Source organism: Paenibacillus woosongensis (assembly GCF_009725165.1).
Lineage (GTDB): Bacteria > Bacillota > Bacilli > Paenibacillales > Paenibacillaceae > Fontibacillus > Fontibacillus woosongensis.
The window spans coordinates 840,333-857,285 of record NZ_WNZW01000002.1 but is presented as its reverse complement, the minus strand read 5'-3'; the positions used below and the strand labels follow the sequence as shown (position 1 = coordinate 857,285).

Genomic DNA, 16,953 nt, shown 5'->3' with positions numbered 1-16,953 from the left:
GGTTATCGCCTCCCGTATTTGCGAATCAGATAGTAGATGCCGCCGAGAATCGCAGCGATGACCAGTACTCCGATCCAGCCCCACAGCATGGAGCCCTTAACAGCGATCCGAAATTGCGCCGAGGAGCTGGACTCCGGGGAGGATGCAGTCATGCCCGTGACATAGTCTCCGGCTATCGCCTTTTTGCTGGCGGTAATTTTGGCTTCTACCGTGGTGGATTGGCCGGCGGCCAGCTTGTCGACCGTTTTCGGATTGAAGCTGACCTCCCAATCGGCCGGGGCGTTGGAGCTGAGATTAATGTCCGTGAGATCGGCTGTTCCGGTATTCTTGACCAGCAGATCAACCGTTTTGCTGCCGCCTGCGGTCACATCGGCACTCAGCAAGCCGTTTGGCGTCGTCAGCTCCAGGCCATAAGTGCCGGTGATAACAGCCTCCAGCTTCAGCTCCGAGGAGGTCGACTGGTTGGAGGCGCTGACAGGAATGATGTAGCTGCCTTCCTTGACCTGCTCCGGCGGCTGTACCTTGACCGAGATCGACTGACTGGCGCCAGGCTCTACCTCGACGGAGGAGACCTGATTGTCTCCGGAGGTAAAGGTCACATTCCACCCCGGATCCGCCTGGGCCTGTAGAGCGTAGTTTTGCTTCTCCGCCGTCCGGTTCTGCAGCTTGAGCGAGTAGGTAAAGCTGGAATCAGAAGGTCCCTGCAGATTGGCCTGATCGGTGGTCAGCTCAGTCTGGTAGATTCCTTTCTCCGTAATTTCTACCGTAAAGGGCAGGCGCGCCGCCGAGCCGGCCGTCAGCTCGAAACGATAGATTCCTTTGTCTATTTGTAGAGGAACCGTCACGTTCAGCGAGACGGTGCTGGATTCTCCGGGCTTGACGGACACTTCCTTCACCCGCCAGCCGCCGCTGTTCAACTCGGCTGTCCAGTCCTTGGGCAGATTGTTAAGCTCCAGCGGAACCATTACGACGTCGGACGTGTTATTGATGACCTCGACGCTGTAATCCAAAGCTTCGCCGGGTGGGACGGAAATCGAAGTGTACGCCGAATACAGCGTGACTCCTCCGGCAGCAGATGCTGGCATTCCCCCGAGCAGGCCGGCTCCGAGAACGAGCAGGAGCAGCATGCTCACCAGTTTCATTTTCCTTCCCCGCGATTTCATCGTATGAACCCTCCTTAATATTTTTGTTCATAAGAAGTACGTAGGAAGCTGCCGATTTGGATTTATCGAAAGCTTAAAATTAGCTAAATATTTGCTTAAAAGCAGCTAAAAAATGATCAAGCTGGCAAAAAGCCGGATGAAATTTGCTACAATATGCGTAAAATAACTGGCCCTAAAGTAGGCCCAATATGATCCTAAGTTACAGGTTATGGTCAAGGAGGGACGGGGGATGAAGGAGAGCCCCGAATTATGGCTGGCGGAGATTGCGGAGGGATCGGTAACGGCGTTCGGCCGTTTCTACGATGCCTATGCTCCGATGGTGTACAGGTTGGCAGAGCAGTGCATAAAGAATGCAGCCGAGGCGGAGGACGTGTGTCACGACGTATTCATTGAAATTATGGATAAGGCAGGCAGCTATAATCCGGCTCGGGGCAGTGTGGAGGCCTGGCTTGCGGTACGCACGCGCAGCCGGGCCCTGGATCGGCTGCGGAAGCAGCAGCGATGGTCTGTGGCGGAGGAATGGAGCATGGATCAGGAAGCGGATATCCTCTGGAGCAGGGGGATGGAATCCGCTGAGTATGAGGCGCTGCGCAAATGGGAGCAGGAGCAGCTGAAGCAGGCGATGCAGGCTATCCCGCCGATGCAGCGGATGGCGCTTCATGGAAGCTATATTGAGCAGCTGTCGCATCGCGAAATCGCCGAGCATATGAAGAGGCCCGTTGGAACGGTCAAGTCGTTAATCCGTTATGGCATCCGCAATTTGCGGCGCCGGCTGGACGAGATGAACCTGGGCAAGCTGGGAGGGGGAGTGGAGCCGTATGCGCAGGATAAATTGCATAAATAATCCGATGTATCCGCTTCATGACCGGGCTGAGCCCTGCGGCTTGTTTGCGGAGGAGCAGCTGGCCGATTTCGCAATGGGACGGCTGCCGGACGGAGAGAAGGCCAGGATGGAGGAGCACCGGCGGCAGTGCCGGTCCTGCGATGCGATGATTCATGAATGGACGGGGCTGCTGGGTCAGGCCGCCATCGGCATCGGACCGGTCCTTAACGATTCGGAGGGCGGCGGAGAGCCTTCTGCGAACCGGCAGGCGTTTTTGCACCCGAATGCATCGATGTACTCATTGCGACAGCCACCGCGCAGGCTGCGCCGCAGGCTGACCCTCTCATTCCGGCTGCGTTCATTTCGCCGCAAATGGGCAGCGGATCGAAGCCGATATACCTTCGGCGCCATAGGCGGGCTGGCGATGATCCTCCTGCTCGGCGGCTTGTTTGCCCTTCGTCCGCAGAACTGGCCCGGCGAGCAGCAAAGCCGGATTGAACGGGATATTTCACATCAAATCCATCTGATCCAGAGCGCTGATACGGAACGGTATGCGATTGAGCCTCACCCTCCTTATTACGGGGAAGGCACGGTCTGGCTGAAGCGGAAATCCGGCGAAATGCTGATCGTTGTGGACGGGCTCCACTCGGTGGTGGAGAAGGATTATCAGATTTGGCTGCAGATGGAGGACGAGGCGAGCAGCCCGGGAATTCTTCCGGTGCAGCATCCTCAGGGGAAAACCTATTACCACGGATACGGGGCAGAGGAAGCCGAGCGGCTGATCATTAGCCTGGAGCCGAAGGGCGGCAGCAGGGTGCAGACCGGTCCCGAGGCGGTATGGGTAGAAATGAAACGGTGATGGCTGAGCGGAAAAAGCCCTTTTTAGAGTGTATACAAAAGAATTTAAGAAATATCGCATCAAAAGATAGGAGTTGGACCTGCATTTTTCGGTTAAATCGGCCAAGAGGGGAGTTTTTGCCCAAATCCGCCGGTTGAAATTGAAGCGGGTCTTCTTTTTATAATATTATTAGCAGTCGACTTCATTGAGTGCTAATATCGAAAGGAGGATACGTATGTGGCTGACAAAAGGGGCAAGCCCGCAAAGCTGCCCGCAGCTGCCGGAGGGCTATGCGGCAGGCGGAGCCATCGCTATATTGCAGGCGGAACATACGATGCTGTCCTGGAATATGGGAATCAAGCAGATGGCTATTCGAACGGGAAATCAGGCCAAACGCCTGAGAAGAAGCATAAAACGATTGCTGCGGCTTGAGGACAAGCCGAAGACAACAAAGCAACAAAGCTGAAGATGAGGTGTATTTTCACTATTATGGCAACATGATCGTTGAAAAATCGACCGCCATAATTCAGCTTTTTTTAATATCGATCAAGGAAGGGTGACGGAGCTGTCCGAAACCATTCTATGGGAAGGCTGCCGCGTCGAGTCCGGAGCGCAGCTTCATCAATGCGTCTTCGGCACGGGCGCGGAGGCTGGCCCGAATTATGCGCTTTATGAAGCCTTTGTAAATCGGATGAGGGAGGCGGTATCCATATGACGAAAATCGCTTTTATCGGTACTTATATCCCCCAGCGCTGCGGCATTGCCACATATACGCATCATCTGCGCCAGAGCATCCGGGGGGCGAGAGGATGGCGGGGCATCGATCCGGTTATTGCTCTGCGGACGAGCGAGGCTTCGGGACTGGAGACGGCTCCGGGCATTTGGGAGCTCGACAAGCATGACCGGGCTGCTTATATCCGGGCGGCCGACCGGCTGAACCGCATCGGGGTGGCCGTGGTATCGCTCCAGCATGAGTTCGGGATATTCGGCGGAGAAGCCGGAGGATATGTGCTGGATCTTGCCGAGCGCGTGGAGAAGCCACTGGCCGTGACTTTCCATACTAGTCCTAGAAAGATAACATCGCAGCTGATGAAGATATTAGTTGAGGCAGCATGGACAGCAAGGCACCGGCCAAGCCTGTCCCTGCTGCTTTTTTATTGATAGTTTGGCTGGCGTGCGATTTACGATTAATAACAGGAAGAATCCTGGCCCATCCAGTAAATATACAAAGATTGATATACATATCTGGGCGATCTGTTACGATAAGATAAATATCCAACATCATCGTTTAAAAGGGGAGTCATAGCGATGCCTAACTTGAAAAAGCGTTACGTGCCTTTTACATATAAAATGATGATCCCTTACTTGCTCCTAGTGCTGCTGACGGATGTGCTCATTGGATATATCTCTTATACGATGCTGACGCAGTCGCGGACGGAAATGGCGGAGACGAATATCCGTACCGGCATGGAGCAGGCCAGGAACAATATTCAGTACCAAATGGATGAAATCCAGCGCATGTCGGATACGCTGTTCGGCAGCGTGGCTTTTCAAAGAGCGCTGCAGAAAAAGGGAGAGCCGCTGGACATTTATTTGACGATGAAGGATGAGATCATCCCGCAAATCGTGTCGCCGCTGCAGTTGTTCGGCAACAACATCCGCTTCATGCTCTATACGCCCAATAGCGATATGATCATAATCAATGGCGATAATTTGGAAGAACCGATTAAGCAAAGTGATTATTACATCCTTCCTTTGCGGGACATCGAGTCAACTGACTGGTATCAGCTGCACAAAAATTCGGAGCGCAACAATCTTTGGGTCCAAATCGATACGGATAAAAAACTGGATCATATTTCCCACATCCGCAAGCTCGTATCGTACAGCGATTACGGGGCGATCATCGGTTATGTGCGAATTACTGTGCCTCTCGACGCTTTGTTCGGAAATTTAGCCACCTTTCCGGTAGAAGAAGGGATCACAGTCCGGTTAATCCATCAGTTGACGGGCGAGCGGGTGTACCAGCGCGGCCCTGCGGAATTAGCCGAACAAGCTGAACTGGGGGAACAGACAGGAGGCAGCGATGCCTATCTCCGTCTTCATGAGCCTATCTCTGGGACCGATTTTGCTATCGAAACGCTCGTTCCGAAGGCATATTTGACGAAAGATGCCGGGAAGCTGCAGCGGGTGATTCTTGGGGTGTGTGCAATCAGCTTTATCGGGATGACCTTTATTGGATTCATGGTAGCCAGGCTCAACGGACGAAAAATGACCCGGATCGTCATGCTTGTCCGTTCTTTTCAGGAAGGAAATTTTCAGAAGCGCATCCGCTTTTCGGGAAATGACGAGTTCGTGCGGATTGCCGAAGCTTTCAACATGATGGCCATGAACATCCAGGAGCTGATCGATAGTGTGTATTTGCAAGGGATTCAGAAGAAGCAGGCCGAACTGGAAGCGCTGCAAGCGCAGATCAATCCCCATTTCCTCTATAACACGCTGTCAACGATCAATAGTTTGGCGAACCTGGGAGAGATCGGCAAAGTCACGGAGATGGTTCAGGGTCTCTCCCGCTTTTACCGGTTAACACTGAATCAAGGAAATGTACATATCCATTTGGGAAAAGAGCTGGAGCAGGTCGAGACGTACCTGGAAATTCAGCGCGTCAAGTACGCCGACGCATTTACTGTGCAGGTCGATGTTGAATCTGAGATACTGGACTATCAGGTCATTAAGCTGATTTTACAGCCCTTCGTCGAGAACGTATTTAAGCATGCCTGGTTCGGAGAAACGATCGCGATTCGGATTACGGGCCGTCGCATGAACAATGACGTCGAACTGAAGATCATCGACAACGGGGTAGGTATGCGTCCCGAGCAGGTTAGGCTGCTTATGACGGGGCCTAGCCAAACTGGGGGCTATGGGGTAAGAAATGTGGATGAACGAATCAAGCTCAGGTACGGTGATGCCTATGGTGTTCAAATCGCTAGTATTTACGGCGGGGGCACGACGGTGCGGCTTCTCCTGCCGGCAGGTCACGGTGATGCTGCCGATACGCCCGAATTCCCAAAGCTGCCGTATTAACGATAATGCTTCTTAGAGAGGAGTGGCAAAAAGATGAGCGTAAATGTATTGCTGGTAGACGATGAGGCCGTCGATTTGGAGTGGCTGCGCCGCAGAGTGCTGGCAAGCGGACTGGACATCCATGTAGCAGGCACGGCCAACAGCGGTTTTCTGGCTCTAAAAGTGATGGAGGAGCAGCGGATCGACCTGATCCTGTCGGATATCAGGATGCCGATCATGTCGGGAACACAGTTTGCACGTAAAGCCAAAGTGATCAATCCCGAGGTTAAGGTCGTGTTCATTAGCGGCCACGAGGATTTCAATTATGCCCGGGAAGCAATAGAAATCAACGCGTGTGATTATTTGTTGAAGCCGGTGGAAGACAAGGAGCTGTATGATCTGCTTAGCAAGCTTTGCAAAGAGGTGGAGGAGGAGAAGGAACAGGCGCGCTCTTTCTCCGAGACGTTATCGCTGGTTAGCGAGGAGCTGCTGCTGAGGTGGCTGGAACACGATGATCCCGGTTTTCCCGAGCCGCATCTGCAGAGCATTCTCCACCCGCTCCTGTCATCTGGCTGCGCCGCCGCGTTCATCGAAATCGATGACTTGGAATGGAAGCTGCGGGATTTATCCGAGGATGCTCGCCGGGTGGAGACGCGCACCATTATTCAGCGGATTAAATCGCTGGCGATGGGTACGGAGCTTGGCGCCCTAGCAATAGCTAGACAGACTAGGCTGATTGTTTTGTCGGCATTACCCGAGGACCTGTTCGTAAAACGGCTCAACGAGCTTATTCATGAAGTCGCACAGACGACTTCTTATACAGTTACTGTAGGCGTAGGGAAATATACAAATGATGCCCAAGGCCTGCATGAATCCTTTCAGCAGGCCCAAGCCTCGCTAAGCGCAAAATGGCTGCTCGGCAAGAACCGTCTTCTGCGCGATCCGACAGAGCCGGCGAGGCAGGGAGCTCCCGGCACGCCGATTGACGGCACCATTTCCGCCATGCTGAATGCCATTATGGACTACGATCTGGTCGTTATCGATGACTGTTTGCTTGATTTGCTCTACAAGGACATGCCGCTGGCCAGCAAGAAGGATGTGTACGAGCTCATTATCCGCATCACATCAAGCCTGCATGCCGAATTGCTGCAGCGCAGCGAGAATTTGTACGAGCTCTTGGAGTGGGAATCCCATCAGCCCGATGTGCTGTTTCAGTTCGAGACGGTGCATGACGTTGTATCATGGCTGAGACGGAGGTTCTTCGAGCTGTCGGAGAAGCTGTACGTGAAGCGGCAGCGGCAGAAGCGCAAGCTGATCGACGAAATTATGGGCTACGTCGAGGAACATTTGGAGAAGAAGATCACTTTGAAGGAAGTGGCGGCGCAATTTGATTTCACGCCGAACTACCTGGGTCATCTGTTTAAGGAAGAGACAGGCATGCTGTTTAGCGAATATTTGAACGAATGCAAGATGAACCGGGTCTGCCAGCTTTTACGCGATCCGACCCTTAAGGTGTACGAGGTGGCCGAATTGATGGGCTACAAAAACATTATTTATTTCAACCGGCAATTTAAAGCGAGCATGGGAATGACGCCCGGGGAGTATAGAAAAAAGAACAAGATCTAGCTTTGGAAAGAAAGCGAATAGATGAATGCAAGCTGCCCTCGGCAATTGGCCGGGGGCTTTTTAAGATGACAGAATTTTTGTATTTTCAGTGAATCGGTGAATTAGTATTAGTTTTTGTTGTTTGCCTGAATCCTCATGCGGGAACCGCCTCCTTATAATGAAAAGTAAGGACACTAGAGAGAATAACGAGATTTCGAGAGGGGAGTAGACATGAAAAATCAGGGCTTTTTCAGCGATCTAAAGAAATACAGAGCACTGCTGCTGATGCTCGCCCCCGCTGTATTGTTTTTCCTGCTGTTTGCCTATGTACCTATGGCCGGCATCGTTCTTGCCTTTAAGCAGTTCAACTATCAAGGGGGCATATTCGGAAGCCCATGGAACGGATTGGAGAACTTTCGATTTTTCATGGAATCGGGCGACGCTTGGCGTGTAACCCGCAATACGGCATTATATAACATCGCGTTTATCATCATTAACAATCTGCTGCAGATCGTTACAGCGATTCTGCTGTTCGAGGTTGCGGGCAAATGGTTCCGTAAGGTTACCCAGACGGTGCTGTTCCTGCCGTACTTCATTTCCTGGGTTGTGGTTGGGGCTATTGCTTACAACTTGTTTAACTACGACGTAGGTACATTGAACGTAATGCTAAGATCAATTGGTCTCGGGCCTATCGACATTTATAACACAGCTGCTTATTGGCCGCTGATTCTTATCGTAGTGTCGGCATGGAAGGCACTGGGCTACGGCTCCATTATGTATCTGGCGGCGATTACGAGCATCGATACGGAGATGTACGAGGCGGCGGAAATTGACGGGGCGAATATTTTTCAGCGAATTTTGAAAATAACCGTACCGAATCTCATGCCTACCGTCATTATCTTGTTCCTGCTGGCCATCGGCAATATTTTCCGCGGAGACTTCGGCATGTTCTACAATATGGTGGGCAATAACGGACTTCTCTTCTCGTCCACGGACGTCATCGACACCTATGTGTTCCGTTCGTTAACGACATCCAATGAAATCGGCATGTCTGCGGCGGCAGGGTTCTATCAATCTATCCTGGGATTCGCGACGATTCTGTTAGCCAACTATGCAGTGCGCAAATACGACAAGGATCGCGCCTTGTTCTAGAAAGGGAGGACTGAGGCTATGAGTGCGACAACAGCAAATCCCGGCCGTTTCGATCCGGAAATCCGTGCGAATAAAGGTAAGGGGAAATCATCGGATCGTATGCTGCTTGCGGTTATCGGATATACGTTACTCACTATTTTAGCGCTATTTTGTATCTTTCCGTTTATACTGATTATCTCTTCCTCATTCACTGAGGAAAGCTCGATTATCGAGCATGGGTTCAAAATCATCCCGACCCAATTTTCCTTGGAAGCCTACAGCATATTGTTCAAGTATCCTGCGGATATGCTCAAAGCTTACGGGGTTACGATCAGTGTGACTTTGATCGGCACGGCTGTCGGATTATTCCTGACTTCGATGACGGCTTATGTTCTATCCAGAAAGGATTTTAAGTGGCGCAATCACTTTTCCTTCTTCTTCTTTTTTACGACCTTATTCAGCGGCGGGCTCGTTCCGTGGTATTTATTGATCGTCAACTATTTAGATTTGAAGGATACCTTGGTCGTGTTGATTGTACCGATGCTAATGAATGTGTTCTACATTATTGTAATGAAATCGTTCATGAGCAGCATTCCGGAAGCGATTACCGAGTCAGCCAAAATCGATGGGGCCAGCGATTTCCTGATTTTCCTGAAGCTGATCATTCCGCTGTCCAAGCCGGCGCTGGCGACGATCGGCCTGTTTATCGCACTGGCTTACTGGAACGATTGGTATCATGCCCTGCTCTTTATTTCAAAATCCGAGCTGATGCCTTTGCAGTACTATCTCTACCGGCTGTTAGGCAATATGGACGGAATGCGGAAGGCGATGATGCAGTCTGGGGTGGCCATGAACCTCGATATTCCGACGGAAAGCTTGAAGATGGCGATGACCATCGTGGCTACGGGGCCTATTCTAATCGCTTATCCGTTCATCCAGCGCTTCTTTGTTCAAGGGCTGACGATCGGTGCCGTCAAAGGGTGACCACAGGGAAACCTGGTTATCAATATATAGCTGTACTCTTGAAAACATTATTTGATTGGGGGAAAATGCCATGAAACAGACTAAAAAAACGGTAACACTTCTATTGGCTGTTTTTCTGATGCTGGCGACGCTGCTCAGCGCTTGCGGCGGAGGGAAGAATGCGGCAGAGAACAGCGGCGCTTCTAACGCAGGCAAAGAAAATAGCGGAGCAAACAGCGCAGGGGCTACAGATGAGATTGATATATCCAAGGAAATCAAATTGAAGATGCTTCTCGTCGGGGGCAAGCCGGTGGATTATGATGAAGTATTTGGCGAGTTGAACAAGCTGTTGAAGGATAAAATCAATGCCACCGTCGAAGCGGAATTCCTTGACTGGTCGGATTGGACGCAGAAATATCCGTTGAAATTTGCGGCTAACGAGGACTTTGACATTGTCTATACGGCAAACTGGGCATTTTACAATGATCAAGCAATCCGCGGCGGCTTCCTGGAGCTGACGGAGGATATGCTGGCGAAGTACACGCCGAAAACGTGGGAGGCATTGCCTAAGGCAGCGTGGGAGCAGGCGAAGGTATCCGGCAAAGTATACATGGTACCGCAGAACAGCAATGAAGTCGTTGATAAAGTAGTGCTAATTCGCGAGGATTTGCGCCAGAAATACAATCTTGATCCGGTGAACAGCCCCGAGACATACGCGGCTTACCTGAAGACGATTGCCGCCAATGAAAAAGGTGTAGGTGCTTTTGGCGCCAAACCGGGCGACGGTTGGAAATGGCATGAACTGGACGAGGTGTTGCTTGAGCAGCAGAATAACTGGAAGGTCGTAGATCCGAATGTACCGTTTGCGTTCCAAATGGACGATCCAGCCGGAAAAGTATTTAACGTTTACGATACGCCTGAATTTACGGAATTATTGAAATATTATAAAGATCTAGTGGATAACGGCGCATGGTCGAAAAATATCATTAGCTACAAAAACGATATATGGCAGGATATGAAAGCTGGCAAGATCGCATCTTATGCACATAACCTGGGTACGGTTGCAATCAACATGTCGGAAGCTCGCCGGGATAAGCCGGAGTATGAAATGGCAATCGTAGATTTGACGCCGGACAAGATGAAATCCGCGGCGGTCTCGACTCAGAACGGCATGGCGATTCATGCTACCTCCAAAAACCCGGAGCGTGCACTGATGCTGATCGATTTACTGCAAAACGACAAGGAAATTCACGATTTGACGATGTACGGCATTGTCGGCAAGCACTATGAGCCAGTGGGCGATGACCAATTTACGCCGGGTCCGAGCTCTACGAACTACACCGGCTTCTCGAACTGGGGATGGAACTCCCTGCTGAACCGTACGGATACGACGTATCCGAAGGAAGCTGACGAAATGCTCAATCAGTGGCAGGAGCATGTATACCATTACCCTCTTGAAACTTTCGTGTTTGACGACAGCAAGGTGAAGAACGAAGTATCCAACCTGGGGAACGTGATGCTGCGCTATGCGATTCCATTGGAATACGGCCTAATCCAGGATATCGAAAAAGGCCAAGCCGATCTGATCAAGCAGCTGCAGGCGGCAGGCATCGATAAAGTAGGCGCCGAGATGCAAAGCCAGGTTGATGCATTCCTGGCAGCGCAGAAATAAAAGGCTCAAGGCTGTCCCAAACGCCTGTTTGGGACAGCTTTTTAAATGAATTTTACGATTGGTCTTTGTATTTTTTGGGTGTCAGGCCGTAGGTACGTTTGAACATGCGGATAAAGTAGCTCGTTTCCATGCCGAGCTTCTCGGCCACGCTCTCGACCGTAATAGAAGGATTCTCCTGAAGCAGTTGGGTCGCTCTCCGCATTCGCAATTGCAAAATGTACTGCTGCGGTGTCATGCCGTAGCTGGATACGAACAAACGGTGAAAATGCTGCGGAGAATATCCGGCGGCTCGGGCTACATTCGTTAATAGCAGTCTTTCATTATAATGATCATGAATTAGCTTAACTGCCGCTTGCAGGGCAGGTTGTGGGCTTCCCGAAGAAGTGACGCCTTTTAGGATTTTCTTATCGCTGGCTTGCCCTTCGAGCAGGGAGATCGTCATGCCGTAGATGCGCTTGGAGGCTTCCCAGTATGCTTGTTCCCCGTTGAGGCTGATCAGCTGCCACAGTGATTCCAGTTGGCTCCAGAGCAGTTCAAAGTTGGGCACCTGCAGAACGGTTAGTACGAGCTTGTTCATTTGCTCTAAAAGGGATTTTGCCGCCTTGCCGTCAAAGGCGACAAAGCCTAGATCCCAATTTTCCGTTGATTCATAAGGAAAGTAGGCGTGTGGCTGGTTGGCGGGAAGGAGCAAGGCCGAACCGGGAGTCAATAGGATATCGGCATGACCTTGAATGCGAAAGATTCCTTGGCCGCTTCTGGACAAAAACAGCTGATGCGCAGGATAGCCCTCGGGGCGCTCTAGGTGTTTTTGTTCATGGCTGCCGACGCAGTAAACATAGAGAGGGAGTATTTCTTCCAAATTCGTGAATTCGGCTAGTAGAAAAGGCATCATCGTGAATTCGACCTCCATAATCAGGAAATAGGTATGTGCATTCATAAGGTTAATGCTGGGAAAATGGTTCAATGTTAAGATCAGACGACTTTTAGATGGATATGTTCTATGAGTATAAGCGGTTTTTGGTCTATTATCAAAGGTAGATAAGTGAATATGACGATTTATAAGGAGAGATACAGCGATGACTAAGAAATTTCCGCCGATTAGTGATAAACTTCCTGTGCTAATGCACGGGGCCGACTATAACCCGGATCAATGGCTGCATGATCCAAAAGTGCTGGAAGAGGATATTCGCATGATGAAGCTCGCCAACTGCAACGTAATGGCGCTTGGCATGTTCTCCTGGGCTGCTCTTGAACCGACGGAAGGGGTTTTTACGTTCGAATGGCTGGATAAGGTGTTGGATTCATTCGCCGAGAACGGGATCTATGCCTGGTTGTCCACTCCGAGCGGTGCGCGTCCGGCCTGGATGTCTGCGAGATATCCTGAGGTGCTTCGCGTGGAAGCGAACCGCGTCCGTAATTTGCACGGGATGAGGCATAACCACTGTTATACATCGCCGGTCTACCGGGAGAAAACGGCTATTATTAATGGCAAATTGGCTGAGCGCTACGGGAATCATCCCGCCGTCATCGGCTGGCATATTTCAAACGAGCTTGGCGGGGATTGTCACTGCGATTACTGTCAAGATGCATTCCGGGCATGGTTGAAGGAGAAATACGGTACGCTCGAGGAGCTTAACTTTGCATGGTGGACTTCCTTCTGGGCGCATAAGTACACGGACTGGAGCCAAATCGAGTCGCCTGCTCCTCATGGTGAGAGTATGGTTCATGGCCAGAACTTGGATTGGCGCCGTTTCGTGACGGATCAAATGACGGATTACTGTGATCACGAAATTAAATCTGTAAAAACGGCGAATCCTGACTTGCCTGCAACGACGAATATGCACATGATCGAAGGGCTAGATTATCGGAAATTAGCTAAAATTCTCGACGTGATTTCCTGGGATGTGTATCCGACCTGGCATGATTATAAAAATGATATCGAACTGGGCGCCTCGATCTCGTTCTGGCATGATCTGTACCGCTCGCTCCAACAGAAGCCATTCTTATTGATGGAGAGTACTCCGAGCCTGACGAACTGGCAGCCGGTCAGCAAGCTGAAGCAACCGGGCATGCATAAGCTGTCCTCCCTGCAGGCGGTCGCTCACGGCTCGGATTCCGTGCAATATTTCCAGTGGCGCAAGAGCAGAGGCTCCAGCGAGAAATTCCACGGGGCGGTCGTGGATCACGTTGGACATGAGCATACACGAGTGTTCAAGGATGTCGCCGATTTGGGACGTACGCTTGCCGATATTTCGGAGATTGCGGGCACGCCGACTCCGGCGAAGACAGCGATTCTTTTCGATTGGGATAATCGCTGGGCCGTACAGGATGCGCAAGGACCGCGCAATTCAGGCATCCATTACGAGGAGACGGTTATCGCGCATCACCGGGCGATTTGGGAGCAGGGCGTACCGACGGATATCATCGGCTCGGAGGATGACTTTAGCGGATATAAGCTGATCGTTGCTCCGATGCTGTACCTATGCCGCGAAGAGACGGGCCGTAAGCTGGAGAAGTTCGTCGAGCATGGCGGAACTCTGGTTACGACCTACTGGTCCGGTATCGTTGATGAGCATGATCTGTGCCATCTTGGCGGCTTCCCGGGACCGCTGCGCAAGACGCTTGGCATCTGGGCGGAGGAAATTGAAGGATTGTACGATCATGACCGGAACGGCATAGCGATGGCCGAGGGCAATGAGCTGGGTTTCGCGGGCAGCTTCGAGTCCCATGAAATTTGCGAGCTGATTCATACAGAAGGCGCTGAGGTACTGGGAACCTATACGGACAGCTTCTATGCGGGCCGACCGGCACTTACGGTGAACCGCTTCGGGCAAGGCCGCGCTTACCATATGGCGACGCGCCTGAAGGACGATTTCCTGGGCGAGTTCTACAAGCAGATCGTTGATGTCGCAGGCGTTGACCGGGTTATTCATACTGAACTGCCTGCCGGCGTGACCGCTCAGGTCCGGACGGATGGGGAATTCGATTATGTGTTCGTGATGAACTTCAGCGGACAGGAGCAGCATGTACAACTGGATGATCGTCAATATGTGAATATGGAAACAGGCGAAGCGTTGAGCGGAAAACTTACCTTGCCTGTTCACGGAGTAGTCGTATTGAAACGTCCGGCTTAAGCCGCAAACCTGCCAATAATATTTGAAATTTGCATGTTAGCCTAACAACAAGCCGGAGCGAATGCCCGGCTTGTCTTCTCTAATCCGATTTGCCCAAATTGCCCATTGAGAGGAGTTTTGACGATGCTATATTCCATTCAAGCCAATATTATGCCCAAAAAAGTAACCCCTTCAACCTTGAGGCTGGGCGGACGAAATCCGGCTGGAGACGAAATCAGCTTTACGAACTACTATATGGAGTTCAATGGAAAGCCGTATTTTGCCATCTGCGGTGAATTTCACTACTCCCGCTACCCGGAAGCGAATTGGGAAGCAGAAATCAACAAGATGAAAGCATCGGGCATCAACATTCTCGCGACTTATATTTTTTGGAATCACCATGAGGAAATCGAAGGGCTATACGACTGGCGGGGGAACCGCAATTTGCGGAAGTTCATTGAGCTGTGCCAGCGCAGCGGCCTTTACGTCATTTTACGCATCGGGCCGTTCTGTCATGGGGAGGTCCGCAATGGTGGACTGCCGGACTGGCTGTTTGGCCGTGCGTTCGATGTCCGCTCGAATGATGAGGGTTATCTGCATTATGTCCGGCGCTTATACGCGGAGATCGGCCGTGAGGCGTCCGGGCTTATGTTCAAGGACGGCGGCCCCGTCGTTGGCATTCAGCTGGAGAACGAGCTTAACGCCGCCGCGGCGTTATGGGAGATGACGGCAAAACAGGGAGACGAGTATTTGAGCGGAGGCAGTAGGGGAAGCGAAGGGGTAAGGCATATGCGGCACCTGAAAGAGCTCGCGATCGAAGCCGGGCTTGATACGCCGGTTTATACGAGCACAGGCTGGGGCGGGGCCCCGGTGCTGGAGGATGAGGTGCTGCCGCTTTATGGAGGCTACGCCTATACGCCTTGGAGCATTAGCGAGCAAAATTCGCTGCAGCAGCCGACGCGCGAGTATATATTTGACAGTTATCATGACGATGGGGTAGCCGGAGATTTTGCACCGCCGTATCCGAAGGAGAAATATCCGTTCGCCTGCTGCGAAATGGGCGGGGGCATGCAGACCTGGTATTTGTCCCGCTTTCAGGTGGAGCCGGAGAGCGTATCGGCTATGAGCCTGATGAAAATTGCGGGCGGCTGCAACTTTATCGGGTATTACATGTTTCATGGCGGAACAAATCCCGTGGGACAGAGCGGTTATTTGAACGAGAGCACGACTCCGCGGATTACTTATGATTTCCAGGCCCCGATCGGGGAGTTCGGCCAAATCCGGGAATCGAACCATCGGCTTCGCCTGCTGCATTATTTCCTGAGAGCCTTCGGGGATCGATTGGCGCCGATGTCCACGGTTTTGCCGGAAGGGGCGGCCGGACTTGCGCCGGATAATACGGAGACGCTCCGGTATGCTCTGCGTACCGATGGAAGCTCGGGATTTGTTTTCGTGAACAACTACCAGGACCATGTCGAAATGAAGGAGCATCGGGGTGTTCAATTTGACATTCAACTGGGGGAAGGCAGCATTCGCTTGCCACAGAATAATACGTTGACGATTCGCAAAAACGCTTCGTTCATGCTGCCTTTCCAGTTCGACTTATCCGGCTTGCTATTGCGTTACGCCACGGCACAGCCTATAACGGTGACGGGTTCCGGGAAGTTCAGCACTTACTTCTTCGCTATGCCGGAAGGCATCGACGGAGAATTCATGCTGGCGGCGGACGGGATAATGAGCGCCGAGACGGATGCAGGAACGGTTCGGCGGGAAAAAGACGGAAGCTACTGCATCGTCGTGCCTCATCACGTACCGGCAATGATTCGTATTTACCGGACGGACGGCAGTGAGACCCGCATTTATGCGATGTCATCCAAGGAAGCTTCTATGCTGTGGGAAGTGGAAACGGAAATGGGAGGAGTCGAAGATGAATCGGTCTCAGCCTTGGCCTCGACAGCAGGTAGAGGCAGAAGACGCATTCTGTTCTCGGATACCCCGCTTGCCGGAACCGCATACGGATTAGAGTTTTTCAGTTATGGTGCAAATGAATTTTCATTCCGGGAATATACGGATGAAAGGAGCAATCAGGAATGGCAGGCCGATGGAGAGGGCTGCCGGATTGCGGCCGAGCGGGATGGCTGGTTTGAAAACTGTCATATACAGATCCCGGCCAAACCCATTACAATGGAAGTGAAGCGCATTCATAGTCATAAGGTGCTGATTTCTCTAGACCAACGCATACTGGAGGATGCCCAGGATGTTCTTCTTAAGATCGATTATACGGGGAATGTCGGCTATGCTTTTTCTGAGGGCAGGCTGTTCCACGACCATTTCTATAATGGCGCCCCGTGGGAGATTGGCTTGTCGCGATTCCAGGAAGCCATTCAAGGCGGGGAAATTGTATTGGAAACGACGCCGCTGCGCAAAGGCGTCATGAATGTGGCACAAGACGCTGCCATGGCGGTGGAGCAGCTGTTCGAGGGAGAGCAGACGGCGGAATTTCACGAGGTATCGGCTGAGGTCGTGTACCACGTTGCGGTAACTAGCAGAATAAAAGAGCTGTAAGAGTTGTAAGAGACAGGAGG

The 16,953-nt window shown here is 51.7% G+C and carries 14 protein-coding genes; 12 read left to right on the top strand and 2 right to left on the bottom strand.

The genetic code is table 11. The features are described 5' to 3' along the window. Positions 1–2 precede the first annotated feature (2 nt). A complete protein-coding gene (locus GNP95_RS10225) occupies positions 3–1,163 on the bottom strand; it encodes a COG1470 family protein (RefSeq protein ID WP_155610699.1) in 1,161 nt (386 codons plus the stop codon). A 229-nt stretch (positions 1,164–1,392) separates the two neighbouring features. On the opposite strand from GNP95_RS10225, the gene GNP95_RS10220 reads away from it, so the two are divergent. The 10 genes from GNP95_RS10220 (at position 1,393) to GNP95_RS10175 (ending at position 11,255) form a co-directional block, all read left to right on the top strand. After that, positions 1,393–2,007 (top strand): RNA polymerase sigma factor, encoded by a 615-nt coding sequence (locus tag GNP95_RS10220; RefSeq protein ID WP_155610698.1) that lies wholly within the window; start codon positions 1,393–1,395, stop codon positions 2,005–2,007. Next, positions 1,982–2,845: an anti-sigma factor gene (locus GNP95_RS10215; RefSeq protein WP_155610697.1), complete on the top strand. Its 864-nt coding sequence runs from the start codon at positions 1,982–1,984 to the stop codon at positions 2,843–2,845. The genes GNP95_RS10220 and GNP95_RS10215 overlap by 26 nt, the downstream gene beginning before the upstream one ends. 214 nt (positions 2,846–3,059) lie before the next feature. After that, positions 3,060–3,290 carry a hypothetical protein gene (locus GNP95_RS10210; protein ID WP_155610696.1) on the top strand — a complete coding sequence of 77 codons (231 nt, stop codon included), beginning with the start codon at positions 3,060–3,062 and terminating at the stop codon, positions 3,288–3,290. 90 nt (positions 3,291–3,380) lie between these two features. Continuing rightward, positions 3,381–3,539: a hypothetical protein gene (locus GNP95_RS10205; protein WP_155610695.1), complete on the top strand. Its 159-nt coding sequence runs from the start codon at positions 3,381–3,383 to the stop codon at positions 3,537–3,539. Beyond that, positions 3,536–3,985, top strand: coding sequence for a glycosyltransferase family protein (locus GNP95_RS10200; protein ID WP_155610694.1), 450 nt, complete (start codon positions 3,536–3,538; stop codon positions 3,983–3,985). Before GNP95_RS10205 ends, GNP95_RS10200 begins: the two co-directional genes overlap by 4 nt. A 147-nt stretch (positions 3,986–4,132) precedes the next feature. Further along, on the top strand, positions 4,133–5,905 hold the full coding sequence (locus tag GNP95_RS10195; RefSeq protein ID WP_155610693.1) for a sensor histidine kinase: 1,773 nt from the start codon (positions 4,133–4,135) through the stop codon (positions 5,903–5,905). A gap of 33 nt (positions 5,906–5,938) precedes the next feature. Then, the gene (locus GNP95_RS10190) at positions 5,939–7,510 is read left to right on the top strand and encodes a response regulator (protein ID WP_155610692.1); all 1,572 of its coding nucleotides are present in this window, start codon (positions 5,939–5,941) and stop codon (positions 7,508–7,510) included. Between the two features lie 210 nt (positions 7,511–7,720). Then, positions 7,721–8,641, top strand: coding sequence for an ABC transporter permease (locus tag GNP95_RS10185; RefSeq protein ID WP_155610691.1), 921 nt, complete (start codon positions 7,721–7,723; stop codon positions 8,639–8,641). An 18-nt stretch (positions 8,642–8,659) separates the two neighbouring features. Continuing rightward, the gene (locus GNP95_RS10180; RefSeq protein WP_155610690.1) at positions 8,660–9,604 is read left to right on the top strand and encodes a carbohydrate ABC transporter permease; all 945 of its coding nucleotides are present in this window, start codon (positions 8,660–8,662) and stop codon (positions 9,602–9,604) included. A gap of 70 nt (positions 9,605–9,674) precedes the next feature. Continuing rightward, complete coding sequence (locus tag GNP95_RS10175; protein ID WP_155610689.1) at positions 9,675–11,255, top strand: ABC transporter substrate-binding protein; 1,581 nt, start codon at positions 9,675–9,677, stop codon at positions 11,253–11,255. Positions 11,256–11,307: 52 nt separating this feature from the next. Here the strand turns inward: GNP95_RS10175 and GNP95_RS10170 are convergent, their stop codons facing one another. After that, the gene (locus tag GNP95_RS10170) at positions 11,308–12,192 is read right to left on the bottom strand and encodes an AraC family transcriptional regulator (RefSeq protein ID WP_230873735.1); all 885 of its coding nucleotides are present in this window, start codon (positions 12,190–12,192) and stop codon (positions 11,308–11,310) included. A gap of 139 nt (positions 12,193–12,331) precedes the next feature. On the opposite strand from GNP95_RS10170, the gene GNP95_RS10165 reads away from it, so the two are divergent. Then, the gene (locus GNP95_RS10165) at positions 12,332–14,389 is read left to right on the top strand and encodes a beta-galactosidase (protein WP_155610688.1); all 2,058 of its coding nucleotides are present in this window, start codon (positions 12,332–12,334) and stop codon (positions 14,387–14,389) included. Between the two features lie 123 nt (positions 14,390–14,512). Beyond that, entirely contained in the window at positions 14,513–16,933 is a 2,421-nt protein-coding gene (locus GNP95_RS10160; RefSeq protein ID WP_155610687.1) for a beta-galactosidase, read from the top strand. The last annotated feature ends 20 nt before the right edge of the window (positions 16,934–16,953 follow it).